Here is a 21,310-nt window from a genome sequence, read left to right on the forward strand (position 1 = left end):
AACTTAACCTCCTTAAAATTTTATTGCCAGCTTTATTTTTGATATATTATTTCTTGGTATTTCCATTTCACCTATATCATTATCTGTAATTTTTATGATATCTTCATTAAAACTTACTAATTCCCCAGACAACTTTTTCTTTCCCTGCAAGGCCTTATATAAACTCACATCAACATCTTTACCGAGACTTCTCTCTAAATCCCTTTCTCTCTTTAAAGGTCTGTCCAGTCCTGGAGATGAAACCTCAAGATAATAACTTACATCAATGGGATCAACTTCATCAAGTTTTTTGCCTATATACTCACTCACCTTCTGACAATCATCAACAGTAATACCGCTGGACTTATCTATATAAATTCTCAAAAAATAATTTGAATTCTCCTTTACAAATTCTATATCTACAAGTTCTATGTTATTTTCGCGTAAAACCGGATTTGAAATTTCCTCCACCATCTTTATTATGGATTTTTTATTCAAAGTATCACCTCCATTTCTCTATCCGCCTTTTAAAATAAATCAAAGAGTGGGTTTTCCCACTCTTTAAATATACTTCCTCTTGTTGTCAATAATATTATAACATATTTATAACAAAAATCAAACACTAAATAGGCTGATTTGATTACTTTCAGGAAGTCCATTTAAACACCCGTGGTTTTCTAATGCTTCAACTACAGTAACACTTGCTTTGGTCCTGTTTATCAAATCCTCCTTTGATATAAATTCTCTCTTTTCTCTTTCGGATACGATATTTCTTGCAACGGTCTCTCCCACTCCTTGAAGAGATTTTAAAGGAGGAATTATTCCTTCTTTTCCAATTATAAACTTATCACTGTCGGATTTATAAAGGTCCACCTTCTCAAAAGAAAGACCTCTCAAATACATTTCCAGCACTACTTCCAAAACAGTTAAAAGATTTTTTTCCTTCGCGGTTCTTTCGGTTCCGTTATCTTCCAGCTCTTTTATCTTTGACTTCACAAAACTTTTTCCTTTAAGTACCAATTCCGCATCAAAATCGGCCGATTTAGTTGTAAAATAGGTAGCATAAAAGGCTTGAGGGTAATGGACTTTAAAATACGCAATCCTGAAGGACATCATAACATATGCTACGGCATGAGCCCTGGGGAACATATACTTAATCTTGTTGCAGGAATTTATATACCACTCCGGAACATTATTTTCCCTCATATAATCTTCGTCCTCTTCCGTCAGTCCCCTGCCATGTCTTACTCTTTCCATTATCTTAAAAGCTCTTTTATTATCAAGTCCCATATTGATTAAATAAAGCATTATATCGTCTCTCGTACATATAACATTCTTCAATGTAGCCGTTTTATTCTTGATAAGTTCCTGAGCGTTATTAAGCCACACATCGGTTCCATGAGCAAGGCCGGATATTCTTACCAGTTCATCAAAAGTTGTAGGCTTTGTATCGACAAGCATCTGCCTTACAAACTTTGTTCCGAATTCAGGTATTCCCAAAGTACCCACTTCCGTATTAATATCCTTTCCGGATATCCCAAGAGGATCTGCAGAAACAAAGATCTCCATTGTTTTCTCATCATCAAGAGGAATTTTTCTTGAATCAACGCCTGTGATATCTTCCAGCATTCGTATTATACTCGGAACATCATGCCCAAGAATATCAAGTTTTAATATCCTTCCGCTTATGGAATGATAATCAAAATGAGTGGTTATAACTCCTGATTTTTTATCGTTGGCTGGGTATTGCACAGGAGTAAAATCAAGGATATCTTTGTATTTAGGTACAATCATTACTCCTCCCGGGTGCTGCCCCGAAGTACGCTTAATTCCGGTACATCCCTTTACCAGCCTTTCTATCTCTGCGGGATGAACGGAAATATCTTTTTCCGTAAAATATTTTTTTACAAATCCATAGGCTGTCTTTTCGGCAATAGTTCCTATTGTACCGGCTCTGTACACATACCCCTTTCCAAAGAGCTCTTCCGTATATTTATGAGCCACAGGCTGATACTCTCCGGCAAAATTCAAGTCAATATCCGGCTCTTTATCTCCTTCAAAACCGAGAAAAACTTCAAAAGGTATGTTATATCCTTCCTTTATTAGTTTTTTACCGCATTTGGGGCAGTCTTTATCCTCCATATCAATTCCTGAACTTACGGAATTATCTAATACAAATTCACTGTATTTACAATTTTCGCAAATATAATGGGGCGGCAAAGGATTCACCTCTGTTATACCACTCATAGTAGCAACAAAGGAAGAACCCACAGATCCTCTTGAACCTACCAGATATCCGTCACTTAGGGATTTGGAGACTAATTTCTGAGCAATTATATACATGACAGCATAGCCATTTTTAATAATTGAATTCAGTTCCCTTTCAAGTCTCTTCTTAACAATATCCGGCAGAGGATCTCCATATATCTTCTTTGCCCTTTTGTGAGTAATTTCCGTCAACTCCTTATCCGAATTCTCGATTACGGGAGGAAAAGTTCCGTCGGGAATAGGAAGAAATTCTTCAATTTTATCTGCTATGAAATTTGTATTTTTTATTACTACTTCTTCAGCCTTCTTTTCTCCCAGATAACTAAATTCTTCAAGCATTTCATCCGTAGTCTTAAAATAAAGAGGAGGCTGATCTTCCGCATCATGAAACCCTTGACCGTACATGAGTATTCTTCTGTATATTTCATCTTTCGGATCCAAGAAATGCACATCTCCTGTAGCAACCACAGTTTTATCGAATTTTTCTCCCAATTCAACAATTTTTCTGTTTATGTTTTTAAGTTCTTCCTCGTCTTTTACTATTCCTTCTCTTACCAGATGCATATTATTGCCTATAGGCTGTATCTCCAAATAATCATAAAATTTAACTATTTCATCAATATCTTTATCATCTTTATTCCTAATTATTCCTCTGTATAATTCTCCTGCTTCGCAAGCACTTCCAATTAAAAGTCCTTCTCTGTAGTTTTCTATCAATGACTTGGGAATTCGGGGCTTTCTGTAAAAATAATTCAAATGTGATTCAGTAACTAACCTGTATAAATTTTTAACCCCCACAAGATTTTTGGCAAATATAATAATATGATAAGTATCTTCCTTAGTAAGGTTTTTATTATTTGAAAGTTTTTTGTTTATTTCGCTGATATTTTGAATTCCTTTTTTTTTCAGAATATCAAGGCAGATTAAAAATATGTCTGCAGTAGCTTTTGCATCATCGACTGCTCTGTGGTGGTTTTCCAAGGAAACATTTAAATGCTTGGCAACAGTGTTCAATTTATGATTTCTTAAAGTCGGAAACAGGGATCTGCACAGCTCCAACGTATCTATAACAGGATTTTTAAGATCAATTCCCAATAACTTAAGATTTTCTCTGATAAATCCCACATCAAAAGACGCATTATGAGCAACAAGGTTGGCTCCTTCTATAAAAGAATAAAAATCAGGAAGTATCTCACTTATTTTAGGCTTATCTTTAACCAGCTCATCTGTAATTCCGGTAAGATCGACTATCTTTTCCGGTATAGGTATTTCCGGGTTTATCAATTGATTATACCTTTCGAGAATTTCTCCATTCTTTATTTTTACCGCTCCTATTTCCGTTATTTTATCATTATTGGGAGACAATCCGGTAGTTTCTATATCAAATACCACATAGGTATCACTAATTTCAGTATTTTGAGGATTTGACAGTATACTGCTCTTGTCATTTACCATATATCCTTCTAATCCATAAAGAATTTTTATATTGTATTTTTTCCCGGCTTCCATTCCTTCAGGAAATCCCTGGACAACTCCATGATCCGTTATGGCTATTGCCTTATGTCCCCATTGGGAAGCCCTCTCCACCAAAGAAGAAAAACTATTGATGCCATCCATTGAGCTCATCTGAGTATGAAGATGAAGTTCCACCCTTTTTTCATCGGCACTGTCCATTCTTTTAGGTTTTTCCATAATACTAAAGTTTTTCATCATTAAAACCAATTGTTTGGAATATGTATCAAATATTATATCCCCTTCTATCTTTCCATATGTTCCTTCTTTAATATAAAGATCCATCTCCTCTTCTTTTTTGGAAGTAACAAATGATTTCACGGTAATGGAATTAGTATAATCCGTAATATTAAAAATATATAACTTTTTTCCTCCCTTGATTTCTCTTTTCCCTACATTAAATATTTCTCCCTTTACGACGGCATGAGATATATTGGAATTTATTTCAGAAATATCGATAGGTTCTTCCTCAATCTTTTTGCCAAGCGTATAGGAAGAAGATTTTCTTTTCTCCTTGGTTTTAATGTTTGAAACTTTACTTTGATTTTCTATCATAGCTTTAGATAAAATTTTTTCTTCATTTAATGTTCCCTTTAAAAATTCTTCTTTACTATCAATACCATCATTTTTATTTATCAATTTAAATTGGGCCTTTTTATTAACCTCATCATGAATTTTTAAATCTATATCACGGATTATTCCGTTCTTTTCCAAAGTATCATATACAATACGATTGTTTATTTCAATATAAAATGTATCCTCCGAAAAATGCCAATTCAAATATTCCTTCCAAGGGTTATTGACCGGCGTTTCCTTATTTATTAAATACATAATATTATTAAAATATTTATTTATATTATCCTTTTCATCGAAATTTTCAATTTCATATTTAATATTGATCTTCACACTAAACTCATTAAATCTCTCTTTTAATTTTTCTTTCAAATCATCTATATCTTTGTCATCAATTATATTAAAAGATTTAAGATCAACCGATAACAATTTTTCATCTAAGTTGATCTTAACTTTGTTTATAATAATATCTTCCGTAAAATTTAAATCCATATGATTATCATTTATAAGTTTATTTAAAGATACGCCTTTACTCATCAGTTACTCCTATCCCTCCCTCTAATCTGGGAATGATTACATCTTTTCTATTTCTTTCATAAATTCATTTACCAATTCTTCTTCTTTTACCTTTTTGATTATCTCCCCCTTTTTAAATATAAGGCCGCTTCCTTTTCCACCGGCAATTCCGATATCCGCTTCCCTTGCTTCCCCCGGTCCGTTTACGGCACATCCCATTACAGCAATTTTAATATGCTTTTTTATATTCTTCGTTCTTCTTTCAACCTCATTTGCAATTTGTATCAAATCAATTTGGGTTCTCCCACAAGTGGGGCAAGATATAATCTCCAAAGAATCATTAGACAACCCTAAGGAGTTCAATATTTCTTTTCCGACTTTCACCTCTTCAACAGGATCCCCAGTTAAAGAAACTCTTATAGTATCCCCCAAGCCCATGAGCAGTAAAGCACCTATCCCTACAGCAGACTTGATGGTTCCTCTCCATGGAGTACCCGCCTCGGTTATTCCTATATGGAAAGGATAATCAACATACTCGGCCATTTTCATGTAAGATTTTACCGTAAGAGCTATATCACTGGCCTTTAAAGATATTTTCATATTATTAAAGTTCATATCTTCCAGTATCCTTACATGTTCCAATGCACTATAAACTATGGAATATTCATTCACTCCGTTATATTTTTCCAGATATTCTTTTTTAACAGAACCGGAATTCACTCCTATTCTTATAGGAATATTTCTTTCCTTACATGCCTTAACAACTTCTCTGACCCGTTCACTGGAACCAATATTCCCCGGATTAATTCTTAAGCCGTCAGCCCCGTTTTCCACAGAACCGATTGCCAATTTGTAATCAAAATGGACATCTGCAACGAGGGGTATATTAATCCTCTTCTTTATCTCCTTAATAGCATTGCATGAATCTAAGTCCGGAACCGCCACCCTTACAATATCACAGCCGGCCTCTTCCAATTGGTGAATCTGATTAACTGTCTTTTCAACATCATTGGTTTTCGTATTGGTCATTGACTGAACCGTTATTGGGGATCCTCCTCCTATAGGAACTTTCCCCAGAAATATTTTTCTTGTTTTTCTTCTTTTCATTTAAAATCACCTCCCAATTAAATTAAATCTGGAGATATCCGAATAGGTAACAAATATCATCAAAAGTATCAATGCCACAAAACCAATGAAATGGATAAATCCTTCCTTTTCAGGATTTATAGGTTTACCTCTGAAAAATTCAATTATTAGAAACAATATTCTGCTCCCGTCAAGGGCAGGTATGGGCAAGAGATTAAAAAATCCTAAATTCACGCTGATAAAGCCCATGATATATAACACATTGGCAAATCCATATTTCGCGGCTTCTCCAATAGTATATATTATTCCTACAGGCCCTGAAACATCTTTTGAAGTTAATTGCTTATTATATATCATTGAAGGAATTTTAAACATTAATTTTAATATAGAGCCGGTAGTTTCAAATCCGCTTTTAGCAGAATAAGAAATGCTTTTTTCATAGGCCGGATAAATTCCTATAATCATTCTTCCGTCTTCCACCTTTGGCTTTAAATAATAATCGGATTTTTGAGAATTCCTTAATATGGATATCTTTACTTCCTGGCCTTCTTCGGTACTGTTTATCCCTTCTGATATGGAGTCCCAACTATTGATCGCCTTATCATTTATGGCAACAATTTTATCTCCGCTCTTTAACCCTGCCTCATAGGCCGGAGAATTTTCAATTGTTTTATCTATAACGTTAGTAGGTCTTCCCACTATATAAGCAACTACTGCAAAGACGATTATTGCCAAAACAAAGTTCATAATGGCTCCTGCAGCCACTACAGCTATTCTCGAACCAACAGGCTTATTATTAAAACTTCTGGGATCTGAAGAATTTTCATCCTCTCCCTCCATTTTTACATATCCTCCTATAGGAAGAGCACGAATAGAATAATCCGTTTCACCTTTTTTCTTATGAAATATTCTGGGACCCATGCCCACGGAAAATTCATTAACTTTAATTCCCACTAATTTTGCAACGATAAAATGTCCAAATTCGTGAAGAACGATAACCATCAGAAAAACAAAAATAACAGCTAAAGCTGTATTCAATTATAACACCACCTATCTTTTACTTTAATATATATGATACATAATAGTATACTATCGGTGCAACAAAAATTATACTATCAAATCTATCTAAAACTCCACCATGTCCCGGTATAATATATCCGTAATCTTTAATATTTACTGTCCTTTTAATTCTGGATGCGGCTAAATCTCCAAATTGAGCTCCTATGGAACCCAACACAGACAATATTATCATCTTCCACAAGGGAGCAATATTAAAATAAATCGAAAAAGCCAATACCAAAAAAATACTTGCCAATATTCCCCCTATAGAACCCTCCAGAGTTTTATGAGGACTTAATTCAGGGCATAGTTTTCTTTTCCCCATAAGGTTACCGAAAATATAAGCAAAAGTATCTGTTCCCCAGGCAATTATAAATACAAGCCAAATATATATGCTCTTATCCAAATATACAATATGAAACATAAAAAAAGGAACATACATAACACTAAACAAAGTTATTGAAACATTATAAACAGAAATCTTCTTGTTTAATACAATAATTATAAGAAGCATCAGCATCATAAGATTGATCATAAGATTAAAAGGCAAAACATTATTATTTATACTATTGATAAATAATCCACAAGTGAACAAAATCGCCAGCCATATATTAGGAACCATTTTGTTATCTTTAATATTCCCAAATGCTTTGTTTAATTCATATATTCCGATAAGGGAAACAAAAAATATAGACAAATCTAACATTATTCCACCTTTTGAAACAATAAACATGACTATTATAACTCCTATTATTCCGCTTATGGTTCTGATGGCAAAATCTTTCACTTAAATTCCCCCATATCTTCTGTCTCTTTTTTGATAATCCAGGATTGCTTCATAAAAATTTTTTTCCGTAAAATCGGGCCAGTATATATTGGAAAACCAAAATTCAGTATAAGCTATTTGATAAAGCATAAAATTACTTATTCTAAGTTCTCCGCTTGACCTTATCAATAGATCAGGATCAGGCTGACCCTTAGTATATAAATAATCGGAAAACATCTCACTGTTTATTTCATCAATACTAATTTTACCCAAATTTATGTCATTTAAAAGACCTTTGATTCCATATATTATTTCATCTCTTCCACCATAATTTAAGGCAATGTTCAATACCATTTTACTATTATCCTTAGTTTTTTCAACTGTTTTTTTTATCTCAGAAACAACGACTTTGGGAAGCCCCTCTATATCACCTATGGGATTAAATTTTATATGGTTTTTACACATTTTATCCAGCTCACTTCTGAGATATTTTATTAGAATCTTCATCAAATTATCCACTTCGTCTTTAGGTCTTTTCCAATTTTCTGTAGAAAATGCATACAAAGTAAGATATTCAATTCCTATATTAGTAGCTGCCTCAACGATCTCCTTTACTCTCTCCATTGCTTCTTGATGGCCAAAAGTCCTTGGCATATTTCTTTTTTTAGCCCATCTTCCATTTCCATCCATTATTATGCATATATGCTGCGGCAGCCTATTTTTATCAATTAAGTTTTTAATTCTGTTCGCTTCATTCGTTTTATTTTCCAACATTACAACCTCCAGTTAATAAAAGCCCCTTCTTTAGAAGAAGGGGAAAATTATACTTCCATGAGATCATTTTCCTTTTTCAAGGTTAATTTATCAATCTCCTCCACATATTTATCCGTTATCTTCTGAGTTTCTTCCTCAGCTTCCTTTCTTTCGTCTTCACTTATCTCTTTATTCTTTTCCATCTTTTTTAATTTTTCATTGCTGTCTCGTCGAGTATTTCTTACAGCAACTTTAGCATTTTCGGCAGCTTTTTTTACCATTTTTACCAAGCTCTTTCTTCGTTCTTCCGTCAATTGAGGTATAACAAGTCTAATAATCTTGCCGTCATTGGAAGGATTTAATCCGAGATCCGACTTTAATATTGACTTTTCAATTAACGAAATTGTCTTAGGATCCCAAGGCTGTATAACTAAAAGTCTCGGTTCCGGCGCAGATATTCCCGCAACCTGAACTAAAGGTGTAACGGCTCCATAATATTCAATAGTAATTTTATCCAAAATAGATGGATTTGCTCTTCCTGCTCTTATCCCTGCAAGTTCTTCTTTGTACACACTTATTGTCTTTTTCATCCTCTCTTCTGTTTCCTTATGAATGTCCAGATACATAGCTATTCCTCCTTTACTTGAGTTCCAATTTTTTTACCAAGAACAACATTTATAATATTGTCCGGTTCATCAATACCAAATACAATTAAAGGTATTTGATTATCCATACATAGAGATGTAGCTGTTGAATCCATGACCTTTAATCCCATATTTAAAACATCTATGTACTTTAACTGTTCGAATTTTTTGGCTTCTGAATTCATCTTAGGATCAGAATCGTAAACTCCATCGACTCCTTTTTTGGCCAACAATATCACATCAGCTTCAATTTCAGCAGCTCTTAATGCAGCAGTAGTATCCGTAGAAAAATAAGGATTTCCCGTTCCCGCGGCAAATATAACTACTCTTCCCTTTTCCAAATGTCTTATTGCCCTTCTTCTGATATACGGTTCCGCAACCTCTCTCATTTCAATCGCACTTTGAACCCTTGTTATAACTCCGGCTTTTTCTAAGGAATCCTGTAATGCCAAAGCATTAATAACAGTTCCAAGCATCCCCATATAATCAGAAGTAGCTCTATCCATTCCCTTAGCACTACGTCCTCTCCAAAAATTTCCTCCTCCTACTACTATAGCTATCTCAGTCTCCATAAGTTGCAGCTTTTTTATCTGTTCCGATATTTTTTCGATAGTATCTTCATCTATTCCTACTCCTTTATCTCCAGCTAAAGCTTCCCCACTTAACTTCAATACAATCCTCTTATATTTTGGCTGACTCATGCTAATCCTCCTCAAATGTTTAATTCTATATAAACTCAATAATTCCTTCTTGTTTTTTCGAGATTTTACTTAAATGGAGAACAAATATTTGTTCTCCATTTAAGTAAAATTTACATTTTAACTTGTTTTGCAACTTCTTCAGCAAAATTTTCTTCTCGTTTTTCCAATCCTTCTCCGACTTCGTATCTTACAAATCTTCTTATCTTTATATTTTCTCCTATCTTAGAAATCTTTTCATTAAGTAAATCTTTTACTCTAATATCGGTATCTCTGATAAAAGGCTGCTCTAACAAACATACCTCTTCATAAAATTTTTCCAATCTTCCTTCAACAATTTTATTGGCAACATGTTCTGGTTTTCCCTCGTTCTTTACCTGTTCAGTAAGAATTTCTCTTTCTTTGTCCACTTCGTTTTCCGGAACATCTTCTTTAGAAACATATTTAGGACTGGAAGCAGCGATTTGCATTGCCATATCTCTGACAAATTGCTTAAAATCACTACTTTTAGCAGCAAAATCCGTTTCTGTATTTATTTCAATTAAAACACCTATTCTTCCATTGTGTATGTATGCATCTACTAAACCTTCAGCAGTTACCCTTCCCGCTTTTTTTGCCGCTTTGGATAATCCTCTTTCTCTCAGAAGATCAACAGCTTTTTCAACATCCCCATCGGTTTCCTCCAATGCTCTTTTACAATCCATCATTCCAACGCCTGTTTTTTCTCTCAATTCTTTAACAAGTGATGCAGATATACTCATCGTATCCCTCCTTCTATTGTCAAAAAACGGTAAGAGTGAAATAAGAAAATATCTTCTCTCCCCCTTACCCTCTTATTTATTCCTCAGAAATTTCCATCTGTTCTCCCTGTTTTCCTTCCAATACTGCATTTGCAACAGTTTCAGTTAATAACTTAACTGCCCTTATAGCATCGTCATTCCCCGGAATTACATAATCTATTTCATCCGGATCACAGTTTGTATCAACAATGCCAACAACAGGTATTCCTAATATTTTAGCTTCTTTAACCGCTATTCTTTCCTTTCTTGGATCGACTACAAAGATAGCATCAGGAATTTTATTCATATTCTTAATTCCGCCTAAGAACTTTTCCAGTCTGTCTCTTTCATGTTTTAATTTAATTACTTCTTTCTTGGGCAGAAGATCAAAAGTTCCGTCTTCCTCCATAGTATTTAACTCTTGTAATCTGTCAATTCTTTTTCTGATGGTATTATAGTTAGTTAACATTCCGCCTAACCATCTCTGATTAACATAGTGCATACCACATCTCTTGGCTTCCGACTCTATTGCTTCCTGAGCTTGCTTTTTAGTTCCTACAAACAATATCTCTCCACCATTTTCGGATACTTCTTTTACAAAATCATAAGCTTCCTCTACTTTTTTCACCGTTTTCTGAAGATCAATGATATATATACCATTTCTTTCAGTAAATATATACTCTGCCATCTTAGGGTTCCATCTTCTGGTTTGATGTCCAAAGTGTACCCCTGCTTCCAATAAACTTTTCATCGTAATAACTGACATTTAAATTCACCTCCATGTTTTATTCCTCCATTCATCTCATCTTCTTAAAGTACCATCAAAGGCACGTCTTTAAAAATCCACGAATGTGTGTAATCACTATAGTAGTATAGCATATATCATTGCTATAATCAACATATTTTTATTTTTTTATACATTCCTTTTCTTCACACTACATTAAGATATTAATTTTCTTTTATCCTTATTTTTTAAACCATATCTTTCTATCCCGCTTTCTAAAATAGTGCTTATGAACTCTGATGAAGTCATTCCCGCAGCCTTTGCGGAATATCCCATATATCCATGATGAACTTTCATATCGCCGTACTCATCTTTTTTCGAATCCATAGTAAGTCCAGCAAAGGTATTAAGCTCCAAAAAGTATGGTATACCGTTTTTCCCTATAATCATATCAATTCTGGAATAATCCTTTGCATTTAATACCTTGTATATTTTTAAAGCCGTATTCTTAATACGCCTCTCCTCTTCTTTTGAAAAATCAGCAGGACAATATATTATTTCTTTATCATACATTTTATGTTCAAATGTATTGGTCTTAACAGAATTGTACCCTATTTCTACAATAGGTAGCACTATGGATTTTTTATACCCTATGATGCCAACGGTTATCTCTCTTCCTTCTATAAATTCCTCTATTAATGCTCTCTGCCCAATATTTTCGGTAATCTTTTTCACTACTCTTGGTAATTCTTCTTTCCTGTATATTATATTATCCTCACCAATACCGGCACTTCCCCTTCCTGCAATAGGTTTAGCAAAAAGAGGATAATTTAAATTTATTTCCGGTATCCTATTTGCATCATCGGCTATGACAAACTTAGGGGTTGGAAGTTTATTATAAATCACAATTTCCTTTCTTTGAGCCTTGTTTAATGGTACAAGGTCAATTCCCGACCCAACATAAGGAATACCGAAGGTTTCTAAAAACGCAATTTCCTTTGTACTGGATGCGTTAAATATAATATCAATATTTTCTTTTTTAATATCATCAAAAGTTTCTCTGGGGTCTTTTTTCCATTGTAAGAGGCAAGCATCATAACCGGCAGTTTTCAAAGCTGAATAATGATGGTAGGCCTCTTCATAAGCATCATCATAAACCTTGTCAGAGGTAAGTCTCATTTGCTGCTCTACATTTCTGAGCTTTCTCCAAAATATACCCGCCTTCATCTATATTATCTCCTTTTCTTTGACATTATAAAACTTATCGCCGATTATGTTATATCACATTCTGCATCCATTCTCAAGCAATTCCTCCAAATTTTATTATGTTAAAAAGCAATGATACCGTAAAAGATATTTTTAAGATTATATAAATAATACCTCCCTGAATTCAAAAAGGTATTATTAGTAGTAGTAAAAAGGTTTCATTAATATATTAATGAAACCTTTTTTGAAACCCATTTTAGGTCAAGTATAAATTAAGGTAAATATGGCTTTCCCACAGGTTATAAAAAAATTATTTCATGGACTTAATAATGCTATCAGCAAGAACTTCCATATCCGAAAGATTATCTTCGTTCATAGTTGAATTTAGAGTCAATTTTTCATCTAAAACAGTCATATCCCTAACTTCATTTTCCAGGAATTCTCTAATCAATGTTCCTGACTTACAAGCCCAAGAACCGTTCTCTATAATGGCAAAAGTACGTTTCTGCAAATTTAATGCCTTCATATCCATCAGATAACTGTGCATCATTGGATAAATTCCCAAATTATAAGTAACGGAAGCCAATACTACATGGCTGAGACGGAATGTTTCAGAAATCAAATAGGATACATTGGTATTAGAGACATCGTACATTACCAAATTAGTTAAACCCTTTTCTACCAACTTTGAGGCCAAGATGGTCGCCGCACTTTCGGTATTGCCATACATAGAAGCATATACGATCATAACTCCTTTTTCCTCCGGTTCATATCTGCTCCATTTGTCATATTTATCCAAAAAATATCCTAAATTACTGTGCCATACGGGACCGTGAAGAGGGCATATAATTTTAATATCAATTCCTGAAGCCTTTTTGAGCAGTGCCTGAACGTGAGGACCATATTTTCCTACGATATTTGTAAAATATCTTCTGGCATCATCTATCCAATCACGTTCGAAATTCACCTCATCATTAAAAAGTTTTCCGTCTAAAGCACCAAAGGAACCAAAAGCATCTGCAGAAAAAAGAACTCCGTTAGTCGTATCAAAAGTAACCATGGCTTCAGGCCAATGAACCATCGGCGCAGATACAAAAGTCACCACATGTTTCCCGAAAGATTTCGTATCCCCTTCTTTAACCTCTTCAATGCGTTCATCAATATGGAAACCAAACTGTCGCATCATCATAAAAGCTTTTTCATTACTTATAATTTTGATTTTAGGATAACGCAATAAAATCTCTTCAATACATGCAGCATGGTCAGGCTCCAAATGATTAATCACTAAATAATCCAATTGTCTGCCTTTCAAAACCGCTTCAATATTTTCTAAAAATTGACGGCAAACCGACCAGTCTACCGTATCAAAAAGAACTGTCCGTTTATCCAAAAGCACATATGAATTATAAGAAACACCTCGTGGAATAGGATGAATATTTTCAAATAATGCAAGACGATGATCATTAGCTCCTACCCAATAAAGATCATCAATTACTTTTCTAACACAATGCATACCAAATCCTCCTTTACATTAAATAAATATTTATTATTTTTAGCAATTTTATTATACTTCTATAAAATTTTTCTTTTCTTCGCCGCACTCAGGACAAATCCATTCTTCGGGAAGGGAGTCAAAAATAGTCTCCGGCTGAATATCATTATCCGGATCTCCGACAGCAGGATCGTATTCGTATCCACATCCGTTGCAGACATATCTCTTCCAAGACGGAGCGACCTTTTTCGGAACAGCCTTCTTCATTTTTTTCATGGGAGGTGCTAACCTTTTAGGTTCGCCATTATCAAGGGCGGCAGTAAGTAGCGGAACAACTTCCATCATATCTCCTACAATCCCATAATCGCAGTTTTTAAAAATAGGAGCATTTGGATCATTGTTAATAGCAACAATGGTAGTGGCATCTTTAATTCCTTTCAAATGCTGACCTGCTCCGGAAATACCACAGGCTATATATAAATTGCCGTTAAATTTTTGTCCCGACATTCCAACATAACGGTTTAGGGGAACATATTTCAGGGTTTCGGCTACAGGACGGGAAGAACCCAGAGCTGCGCCTGCTTGAACAGCAAGATCTTTCACTATGAACATATTTTTTTTATTGCCAATTCCCCTGCCTACACTTACAACTCTCTCAGCTTTGGAAATAGGAGTATCAATGTCTATCCCTACGGTAAAATCATATCCATCCGCTTTCAACGCATCTACCAAAGCAGCTACTTGTTCTTTGGCAGTACCATCTTTAAAAATCATCTTTTTGCGTGTTCCGGTTAAGGACCCTCGTTTTCCCCGTGTGGTGGCTTCATTTTTTGGCATTTTCCCGATAATGTGAGACGCAATAACTATCCGTTGAATTTCGTTGGTGCCTTCATAAATTGTACAAATTTTTGCATCACGATAAGCCCGCTCTACCTCCATGCCTTTCAAATACCCATTACCTCCAAAAATTTGAAGGGCATCATTTACAATTTCCAAACAATTGTCAGAAACATATTGCTTTGCCATGGCAGATTCCATACTATAAGACTCATGATTTTCCTTAAGGTCGGCAGCACTATATACCATAAGTCGGGATGCTCGAAGCTTTGTAGCCATATCAGCCAGTTTAAATGAAATAATCTGCTGATGACAAATAGGCATTCCAAACTGAATTCTTTCTTTGGAATACTCTAAAGCACTTTCATAAGCTCCTTGAGCAATACCTAAAGCCTGGGAGGCAATACCGATACGACCGCCATCTAAAGTAGACATTGCGATCTTAAATCCGTCTCCTTCCTTTCCTAATAAATTTTCCTTTGGAACTTTCACATTATTAAAAATCAATTCAGCAGTAGAAGACGAACGGATACCCATCTTGTCATAGTGATCTCCAAAAGTAAAACCTTCCCATCCTTTTTCCACAATAAATGCACTAATACCGTGAGTTCCTATATCCGGTATAGTAACAGCAAAAATAATATAGATATCAGCTTTATCTGCATTTGTTATAAAAATCTTTCCGCCGTTCAGTATATAATAATCACCGTCAAGAACAGCCGTGGTTTCCATTCCCCCCGGATCACTGCCGGCATTTGGTTCTGTAAGACCAAATGCCCCCAATTTTTCGCCTTTTGCCAAAGGAATCAGATATTTTTGTTTTTGTTCCTCTGTACCATAAGCAAATATGGGCCACGATCCTAAAGAAACATGAGCAGAAAGAATAACTCCGGTGCCCCCATCTATTCGAGAAATCTCCTCAACGGCAATAGCATAACTGATCATATCCAAGTCTAAACCGCCATACTCCTTAGGATATGGAACTCCCATCAAACCCATCTCTCCCATTTTTCTGACAATCTCTGTAGGAAACTCATTCTCCTTATCAAGAAGAAACGTTTGAGGTTTCAATTCAGTTTCCGCAAATTCTCGAATTTTTGTACGTAAAGATTCATGATCTTCCCTTGTCTTAAAAAACATACCATTCCCTCCTTTTATTTAAATTATATTTTATTTGTATAAAACTTATTATAAAGCATACCAAATACCTAATTTTATGGTAGCAAACCAGCATTTTAAACGGGTTTCATATACTTGATAAAAATTGTCCACTTTATATGTAAAATATATTTAATGTTCAAATCCATTTAAATAAAAAGTTAAACTTGTTCAAATAATATTTGATAAATACTATGGATACGCAATTCTCTATCAAATACCTCCTGGATTTTCAATAAATGACAATGTACATTACACTTAGAGTTGTATTTCTTTCTCCATGCACACTGAAAATTAGGTTGCATACAAGCGCTTATAAACTTATTTCCCTCAACGATTTCAGTCAAATCATATAAACTGAGCTTTTTAAGGTCTCCGGTTAATCTACAGCCCCCATCAACACCTCGGGTAATCTGTATAATTCCTGCCTTCTCCAACTTCTTTAAAATCTTATATACAAACTGCTGAGGAAGCAATTCACGTTTACATATCTCACCTGAAGTAACCCGTTTCCCGTTTGCCAATACGCGCAAAATTCTCAACGCGTAATCTGTTTCCCGTGTAATCAGCAACTAGTTCCCTCCATTCAATAAAATTTTATCTATCATAATTAATATATCATTCTGGATATATTTTGTCAAGTTTACTTTTATATCCCCACTCCAAAGATAATGCATATACGAAAAAGGGAGCCTCACATTTTTCTTCAAGACTCCCACAATAGGCATAAATACTAACTTTATCAGTCATAATTTATTATATTAAACAATTTAATAGTAAAAATTACTTTTTCAATTGGCTATTCATTTTTATAATGATTTCCACTTCTCTTATTCCTCTGTTAAGTTTTTGTGCAATCTCTTTATTATCCATTCCGATATTTTTAAGTTCAAACACCTTTTTTGATAAATCATCTTCATCTTTATGATTTATTATGAAAAAATCATCTTCCTGTGTAAGTGAGGCATTTCTTTCTTCCTTTTTGGCAACAGGATAATCGGAAATATATTTGTCTGCCTTATCAACTGAAAAATCAATTATTTTTTCTAAATCATCTATGGCTACCTCCATATGATCTTTATATTTTTCGATGTCTTTATACATATCGGTAATTTCATCAAAGAACCCTTTTTCTTTATTGGAAAAAGAATTTAAAAATATAAAAGAAATAACAATACAAAAAATTCCCAAAATCATCAATACATTATACAACACTATTTTACACCTCTTAAATCCTAATATCTATCTTACTTCCTTCTTTAACTTCTTCATTCTTTCTGTCTTTTACGATTTTATTTTCTTCTTCTTCTTTTCTCTTTTTATTTTCGTTAGTATTTTGTCTTTTACTATTTGGATCGATCCTTACCCTCTCATTTTTTTCCGGATCATTGACTCTTGTCTCATTCCTTTTAATTGTCTTTTCCTTTTGAACAAAGTTATTTTCCATCTGAACTTTAGTTCTTTCAATTTCCGATTGTTTTACTTTTGATAATTCCTGAGTTTGATGTACCAGAGGAATATAATCTACAGGCCTGACTGGCATATTATCCCCTCCTAATAAGGACCTACCCTTATTTCTCCTTCACTATTATATAATGTACAGTGCCTCAATTCATCTCTAATAAGTAAAACGGCATTTCCTATTATAACCTTTACCCCTGGATGTATTATATCTTCGACTTTAATTTTTCCTACCGACATCTCATCAATATAAGTCTTACTTTCATTATATTGCCTGTTAAGCTCTATCATCTTTTCATATAAATTTTTTTGTGTATAAACAAGTTTATCATACATTTCTTTCTTTTCATTACTTAATTTACCTCTTTTTTCCAAGGCATCAATAGTTTTATCAATCTTATCTAAGTTATTTCTAATGTCATCAAGAGTTTTCTTTACATTTTCATTTTTTAATCTAATCTGAGGATCTGTTCCTACCTCCAGTATGGTTGAAATAGCCATGGATGATCCAATAATTTTTGCATTTATTTCCCTGTTGGCTCTATACGTCCCGCCTACAATCAACCCTTTTTTCCCGATTACATTTATATTCCCCTTACTTATTACGTCGCTATGCATTATCGTCTCTGCAGTTATATCTCCTGCACAATTGATAATGCTATTTTGAATAAATCTTGTGGTTAAATTACCCTGAGCTTTAATTTCTCCTTTGCCGTATCCTTGAACTCCCGTATTCACAAATATATTTCCTTGGCTCTCTATATAAGCTCCCTCTGCAATACCCATTATTTTTATATCTCCTTCTGCCTTAAGGGTAAAACCGTTCATTACATTTTCTTTTACTGTAACGTTACCATTAAAATTAATATTTCCGGTAGAATTATCTACAGAAGAAAGATTTAAGTTCTCGAATACGGATATTTTATTGCCCATATATTTGACCTGTCCTGCTTTTAAAGCAACTGCATATAAACCGTCATCACTGATACCTACATTTTTGCCTCTTTTGAAAAACGCTTTTTTACCTTGTCTACACGGAATTATCTCTCCCGTTACTCTCATCCCGTTCTTACCATCTTCCGGCGGAATAAGTTCTGAAAGAATATCCCCCTTTTTAACATTTGTAACCATATCTAAGTTCTTGTAATCAACCGTTCCGTCTTCCAATACCTTTGGTACCATGCTTTTTTTTGAGTCAAAATAATTTTTTATATATCCATCCCTGCCATTAATAGGTTCCATCCATGAAGCTATCAAAAATTTTTCGTCATATAGTCTGTTTTTTAATATATTCCTGATCATTTTTTCGTCTATTGGAACTTTAATAACCTCTTTTATTTTCTCCAATATAAAATCATAATCTTTTTCTCTAAAACCTTCAAAATTTTTATCGGATTTTAAAGTTAGATATCCCTCTTTTTTGTCCCGGGATAGCTCTATGGAAATATTTTTTTCAGTACCCATATTAATCACCTCAAATCATTTGAATTTATTCCACTCTTAATTAAACAGTTTTTTATTTTTATTAACACCCTGCTATGTATTTGAGATATTCTTGATTCAGATAACTTCAAAATATGACCTATTTCTTTATAAGTCAATTCTTCATAATAATACAAAGAAATTATAAGTTTTTCTTTCTCAGGAAGAGCATCTATGGTATCAACCAGTATTTTTTTTATTTCATCCTTTTCATAAACCCTCTCAGGAGTATCCTTATCATCTTCTTTTACCTCAAAAAAGTATTCTCCGTTTTCATTTAAAAAGTCCTCCAAAGATACAACATTAAATGTAGTTATATCTGACAGCATATTTTCCACTTCTTTTAGTGAAATATGCAAATACTCGGATATCTGTTCGTTAGAAGGATTATATCCCAGTTTGTTCTCCAATTCAAAAATGGCTTTTTGTACATCTTTTGACTTTTTCCTCAAAGATCTCGGAATCCAGTCAAGTTTTCTTATATTATCAATAATTGCACCTTTTATTCGTATCTGAGCATAGGTTTCGAATTTTATATTTTTATGCAAATCAAACCTCTCAATACTGTCTATAAGTCCCAGCACTCCAAACCCTACCAGATCATCATATTCAATTTTACTTCCATAAAAGTTGAACATTCTTCCCGCTACAACTTTAACTAAAGGAACATATTTTTCTATCAATTCCTTTTTTGATTCCATATCATTTGTTTCTTTATATTTATACCATAATTCTTTTGTTGTCATAAGGCTACCTCCACAGGAATAAACTAAATAGTTTTAACTCCATGACCAATTGTTTTTATGAAAAGAGTTCCATCTTCCGAATTAAATTCTATCGTTCTTCCAAAATTACCTCCTGTATCCTCAGCAACAATGGGTATCATCAATTGACTCAATTTTTCTTTCGCAGATTTAATATTTCTTTCCCCGATCTTCAAGATATCATTGTTAGAATTAAATGTGAACATCTGAGACCCTCCGGCAATTTTTGCAATGCAATCTCTTTTATTAGCACCCAATTTAATCATTTCTTCAATTAAAACTTCTATTCCGGTATCCGCAAATTTTGCTTTATTTCCGTTATTTTTTATTTCGTTACTGGAAGGAAGCATAATATGTACCAATCCTGCAATCTTTCTTCTTTTATCAAATATTGCTATTCCCACACAAGATCCGAGGCCTAAGGTCGTCAATATCCCCGGTGCTTTTAAAACATTTAAATCAGACATTCCAACTTTTATTACTACACCCATTTTACAAAACTCCTAAGCCGTTTAATATTTTAGTAAAAGATTGAATTTCCGGAATTAAAAAAAGATTCCCTATAACTTCCCTCTTTCCTTCCTCAAATTTAGTTTCTACAAACAACACATGATCTCCTATATGGCCAAACTGAATTGCAGGTACGCTAAGTATCGCTCCTGCCATATCTATAGATAAAGACGGAACCGAAATTTTAATCTTTAATCCTGTTAATTCACTTAAAGAATTTACATAGGAAGAGGATATTATATTACCTATTTCCGATAATGCCGATATGTCCATTTCAGTCAAATCATCTGAATCCGTATCATGACTATAGAGCATTTCAGTTAAATTCTTAGCAGAATTTAAGTCCAGGACAAACATTATATTGCCTACTACATCTCCCTTCATTTCAAAATATATACCTACTACCGGATTTTCCTCTCCGCCCAGCAAGTTAGAAACATCTTTGAATTCCAATAGCCGGGTTTGAGGTACATCCATGTTAACCCTTTTAGATATCATATTGGCAAGAGCAGTAGCCGCATTTCCGGAACCAATATTTCCGATTTCCTTTAAAACGTCAAGAATATTGCTATTAATGTCATCTATATTTATAGACATATCTTAACACCCCATTTAAGCTTCAATTAATTTTTCCAAATCAATAATTATAATCAATCTTCCATCAACTTTTCCTATACCTTTTAAATAATTATTGGATTCCTCCTCCGATGCTAAAGGTTTATCTATAAGACTTCTTTGTATTTCTAAAACTTCCGAAGATGAATCTACAATAATTCCCAAATTTATTTCACTTTCAGAAACGATTATTATTCTTGTATTTTCATCAGTAGATTTTAATTCCAATCCTAATTTTTCTCTTAAATCAATAACAGGTATAACTTCTCCTCTTAAATTTATTACTCCTCTTACATAAGAAGGCGCATTCGGAATTCTTGTAAATTCTTGCATCTTTTCAACCGATATTACATTTTCGATATCTAATCCGTAATACTCATCTATCAATTTAAATATCACATATTTATTCAGATCAGAAGCCATTTCCT

The 21,310-nt window shown here is 33.8% G+C and carries 21 protein-coding genes; all 21 read right to left on the minus strand.

Going from position 1 to position 21,310, the window contains the following annotated elements; all coding sequences use genetic code 11:
• Positions 1-12: 12 nt before the first annotated feature.
• On the minus strand, positions 13-477 hold the full coding sequence (gene rimP / locus PP176A_RS01785; protein WP_200795942.1) for a ribosome maturation factor RimP: 465 nt from the start codon (positions 475-477) through the stop codon (positions 13-15).
• Positions 478-594: 117 nt separating this feature from the next.
• Positions 595-4,869, minus strand: coding sequence for a PolC-type DNA polymerase III (locus PP176A_RS01790; RefSeq protein WP_083381727.1), 4,275 nt, complete (start codon positions 4,867-4,869; stop codon positions 595-597).
• Between the two features lie 36 nt (positions 4,870-4,905).
• Complete coding sequence (gene ispG, locus PP176A_RS01795) at positions 4,906-5,955, minus strand: flavodoxin-dependent (E)-4-hydroxy-3-methylbut-2-enyl-diphosphate synthase (protein ID WP_071138729.1); 1,050 nt, start codon at positions 5,953-5,955, stop codon at positions 4,906-4,908.
• Between the two features lie 6 nt (positions 5,956-5,961).
• Entirely contained in the window at positions 5,962-6,972 is a 1,011-nt protein-coding gene (gene rseP, locus PP176A_RS01800) for an RIP metalloprotease RseP (RefSeq protein WP_071138730.1), read from the minus strand.
• 19 nt (positions 6,973-6,991) lie between these two features.
• Complete coding sequence (locus PP176A_RS01805; protein ID WP_083381728.1) at positions 6,992-7,780, minus strand: phosphatidate cytidylyltransferase; 789 nt, start codon at positions 7,778-7,780, stop codon at positions 6,992-6,994.
• Positions 7,781-8,530, minus strand: coding sequence for an isoprenyl transferase (locus PP176A_RS01810; protein ID WP_234958748.1), 750 nt, complete (start codon positions 8,528-8,530; stop codon positions 7,781-7,783).
• A 50-nt stretch (positions 8,531-8,580) separates the two neighbouring features.
• Entirely contained in the window at positions 8,581-9,138 is a 558-nt protein-coding gene (gene frr / locus PP176A_RS01815; protein WP_071138732.1) for a ribosome recycling factor, read from the minus strand.
• A 2-nt stretch (positions 9,139-9,140) separates the two neighbouring features.
• Positions 9,141-9,857 (minus strand): UMP kinase, encoded by a 717-nt coding sequence (gene pyrH, locus PP176A_RS01820; RefSeq protein ID WP_071138733.1) that lies wholly within the window; start codon positions 9,855-9,857, stop codon positions 9,141-9,143.
• Between the two features lie 110 nt (positions 9,858-9,967).
• The gene (tsf, locus tag PP176A_RS01825; RefSeq protein ID WP_071138734.1) at positions 9,968-10,615 is read right to left on the minus strand and encodes a translation elongation factor Ts; all 648 of its coding nucleotides are present in this window, start codon (positions 10,613-10,615) and stop codon (positions 9,968-9,970) included.
• 76 nt (positions 10,616-10,691) lie between these two features.
• Positions 10,692-11,399 (minus strand): 30S ribosomal protein S2, encoded by a 708-nt coding sequence (rpsB, locus tag PP176A_RS01830; RefSeq protein WP_071138735.1) that lies wholly within the window; start codon positions 11,397-11,399, stop codon positions 10,692-10,694.
• 174 nt (positions 11,400-11,573) lie between these two features.
• Positions 11,574-12,584: a D-alanine--D-alanine ligase family protein gene (locus tag PP176A_RS01835; protein ID WP_071138736.1), complete on the minus strand. Its 1,011-nt coding sequence runs from the start codon at positions 12,582-12,584 to the stop codon at positions 11,574-11,576.
• Positions 12,585-12,873: 289 nt separating this feature from the next.
• Positions 12,874-14,076: an FprA family A-type flavoprotein gene (locus PP176A_RS01840; RefSeq protein ID WP_071138737.1), complete on the minus strand. Its 1,203-nt coding sequence runs from the start codon at positions 14,074-14,076 to the stop codon at positions 12,874-12,876.
• Positions 14,077-14,127: 51 nt separating this feature from the next.
• Positions 14,128-16,032 (minus strand): acyl-CoA dehydrogenase family protein, encoded by a 1,905-nt coding sequence (locus PP176A_RS15760; RefSeq protein WP_083381729.1) that lies wholly within the window; start codon positions 16,030-16,032, stop codon positions 14,128-14,130.
• Positions 16,033-16,211: 179 nt separating this feature from the next.
• On the minus strand, positions 16,212-16,622 hold the full coding sequence (locus PP176A_RS01850; RefSeq protein WP_071138738.1) for an RrF2 family transcriptional regulator: 411 nt from the start codon (positions 16,620-16,622) through the stop codon (positions 16,212-16,214).
• A gap of 211 nt (positions 16,623-16,833) precedes the next feature.
• Positions 16,834-17,265, minus strand: coding sequence for a DUF6115 domain-containing protein (locus PP176A_RS01855; RefSeq protein WP_071138739.1), 432 nt, complete (start codon positions 17,263-17,265; stop codon positions 16,834-16,836).
• Between the two features lie 13 nt (positions 17,266-17,278).
• Positions 17,279-17,593 carry a hypothetical protein gene (locus tag PP176A_RS01860; protein WP_071138740.1) on the minus strand — a complete coding sequence of 105 codons (315 nt, stop codon included), beginning with the start codon at positions 17,591-17,593 and terminating at the stop codon, positions 17,279-17,281.
• 11 nt (positions 17,594-17,604) lie between these two features.
• Positions 17,605-18,975 (minus strand): DUF342 domain-containing protein, encoded by a 1,371-nt coding sequence (locus tag PP176A_RS01865; RefSeq protein WP_071138741.1) that lies wholly within the window; start codon positions 18,973-18,975, stop codon positions 17,605-17,607.
• Positions 18,976-18,980: 5 nt separating this feature from the next.
• Positions 18,981-19,739 carry a sigma-70 family RNA polymerase sigma factor gene (locus PP176A_RS01870; protein ID WP_071138742.1) on the minus strand — a complete coding sequence of 253 codons (759 nt, stop codon included), beginning with the start codon at positions 19,737-19,739 and terminating at the stop codon, positions 18,981-18,983.
• 23 nt (positions 19,740-19,762) lie between these two features.
• On the minus strand, positions 19,763-20,248 hold the full coding sequence (locus tag PP176A_RS01875) for a chemotaxis protein CheD (RefSeq protein WP_071138743.1): 486 nt from the start codon (positions 20,246-20,248) through the stop codon (positions 19,763-19,765).
• Position 20,249: 1 nt separating this feature from the next.
• A complete protein-coding gene (locus tag PP176A_RS01880) occupies positions 20,250-20,864 on the minus strand; it encodes a chemotaxis protein CheC (protein WP_071138744.1) in 615 nt (204 codons plus the stop codon).
• A gap of 15 nt (positions 20,865-20,879) precedes the next feature.
• Positions 20,880-21,305, minus strand: a complete 426-nt coding sequence (locus PP176A_RS01885; RefSeq protein ID WP_071138745.1) for a chemotaxis protein CheW — start codon at positions 21,303-21,305, stop codon at positions 20,880-20,882.
• Positions 21,306-21,310: the final 5 nt, after the last annotated feature.

This window comes from Sporanaerobacter sp. PP17-6a (assembly GCF_900095615.1).
GTDB lineage: Bacteria > Bacillota > Clostridia > Tissierellales > Acidilutibacteraceae > Acidilutibacter > Acidilutibacter cellobiosedens.

Excerpts from the sequence above, each read along its gene's own strand:
- PP176A_RS01790 (WP_083381727.1), bottom strand. The coding sequence starts at position 4,869 with ATGAGTAAAGGCGTATCTTTAAATAAACTTATAAATGATAATCATATG.
- ispG (WP_071138729.1), bottom strand. The coding sequence starts at position 5,955 with ATGAAAAGAAGAAAAACAAGAAAAATATTTCTGGGGAAAGTTCCTATA.
- frr (WP_071138732.1), bottom strand. The coding sequence starts at position 9,138 with ATGTATCTGGACATTCATAAGGAAACAGAAGAGAGGATGAAAAAGACA.
- pyrH (WP_071138733.1), bottom strand. The coding sequence starts at position 9,857 with ATGAGTCAGCCAAAATATAAGAGGATTGTATTGAAGTTAAGTGGGGAA.
- tsf (WP_071138734.1), bottom strand. The coding sequence starts at position 10,615 with ATGAGTATATCTGCATCACTTGTTAAAGAATTGAGAGAAAAAACAGGC.
- rpsB (WP_071138735.1), bottom strand. The coding sequence starts at position 11,399 with ATGTCAGTTATTACGATGAAAAGTTTATTGGAAGCAGGGGTACACTTT.
- PP176A_RS01835 (WP_071138736.1), bottom strand. The coding sequence starts at position 12,584 with ATGAAGGCGGGTATATTTTGGAGAAAGCTCAGAAATGTAGAGCAGCAA.
- PP176A_RS01840 (WP_071138737.1), bottom strand. The coding sequence starts at position 14,076 with ATGCATTGTGTTAGAAAAGTAATTGATGATCTTTATTGGGTAGGAGCT.
- PP176A_RS15760 (WP_083381729.1), bottom strand. The coding sequence starts at position 16,032 with ATGTTTTTTAAGACAAGGGAAGATCATGAATCTTTACGTACAAAAATT.
- PP176A_RS01860 (WP_071138740.1), bottom strand. The coding sequence starts at position 17,593 with ATGCCAGTCAGGCCTGTAGATTATATTCCTCTGGTACATCAAACTCAG.
- PP176A_RS01865 (WP_071138741.1), bottom strand. The coding sequence starts at position 18,975 with ATGGGTACTGAAAAAAATATTTCCATAGAGCTATCCCGGGACAAAAAA.
- PP176A_RS01870 (WP_071138742.1), bottom strand. The coding sequence starts at position 19,739 with ATGACAACAAAAGAATTATGGTATAAATATAAAGAAACAAATGATATG.
- PP176A_RS01875 (WP_071138743.1), bottom strand. The coding sequence starts at position 20,248 with ATGGGTGTAGTAATAAAAGTTGGAATGTCTGATTTAAATGTTTTAAAA.
- PP176A_RS01880 (WP_071138744.1), bottom strand. The coding sequence starts at position 20,864 with ATGTCTATAAATATAGATGACATTAATAGCAATATTCTTGACGTTTTA.
- PP176A_RS01885 (WP_071138745.1), bottom strand. The coding sequence starts at position 21,305 with ATGGCTTCTGATCTGAATAAATATGTGATATTTAAATTGATAGATGAG.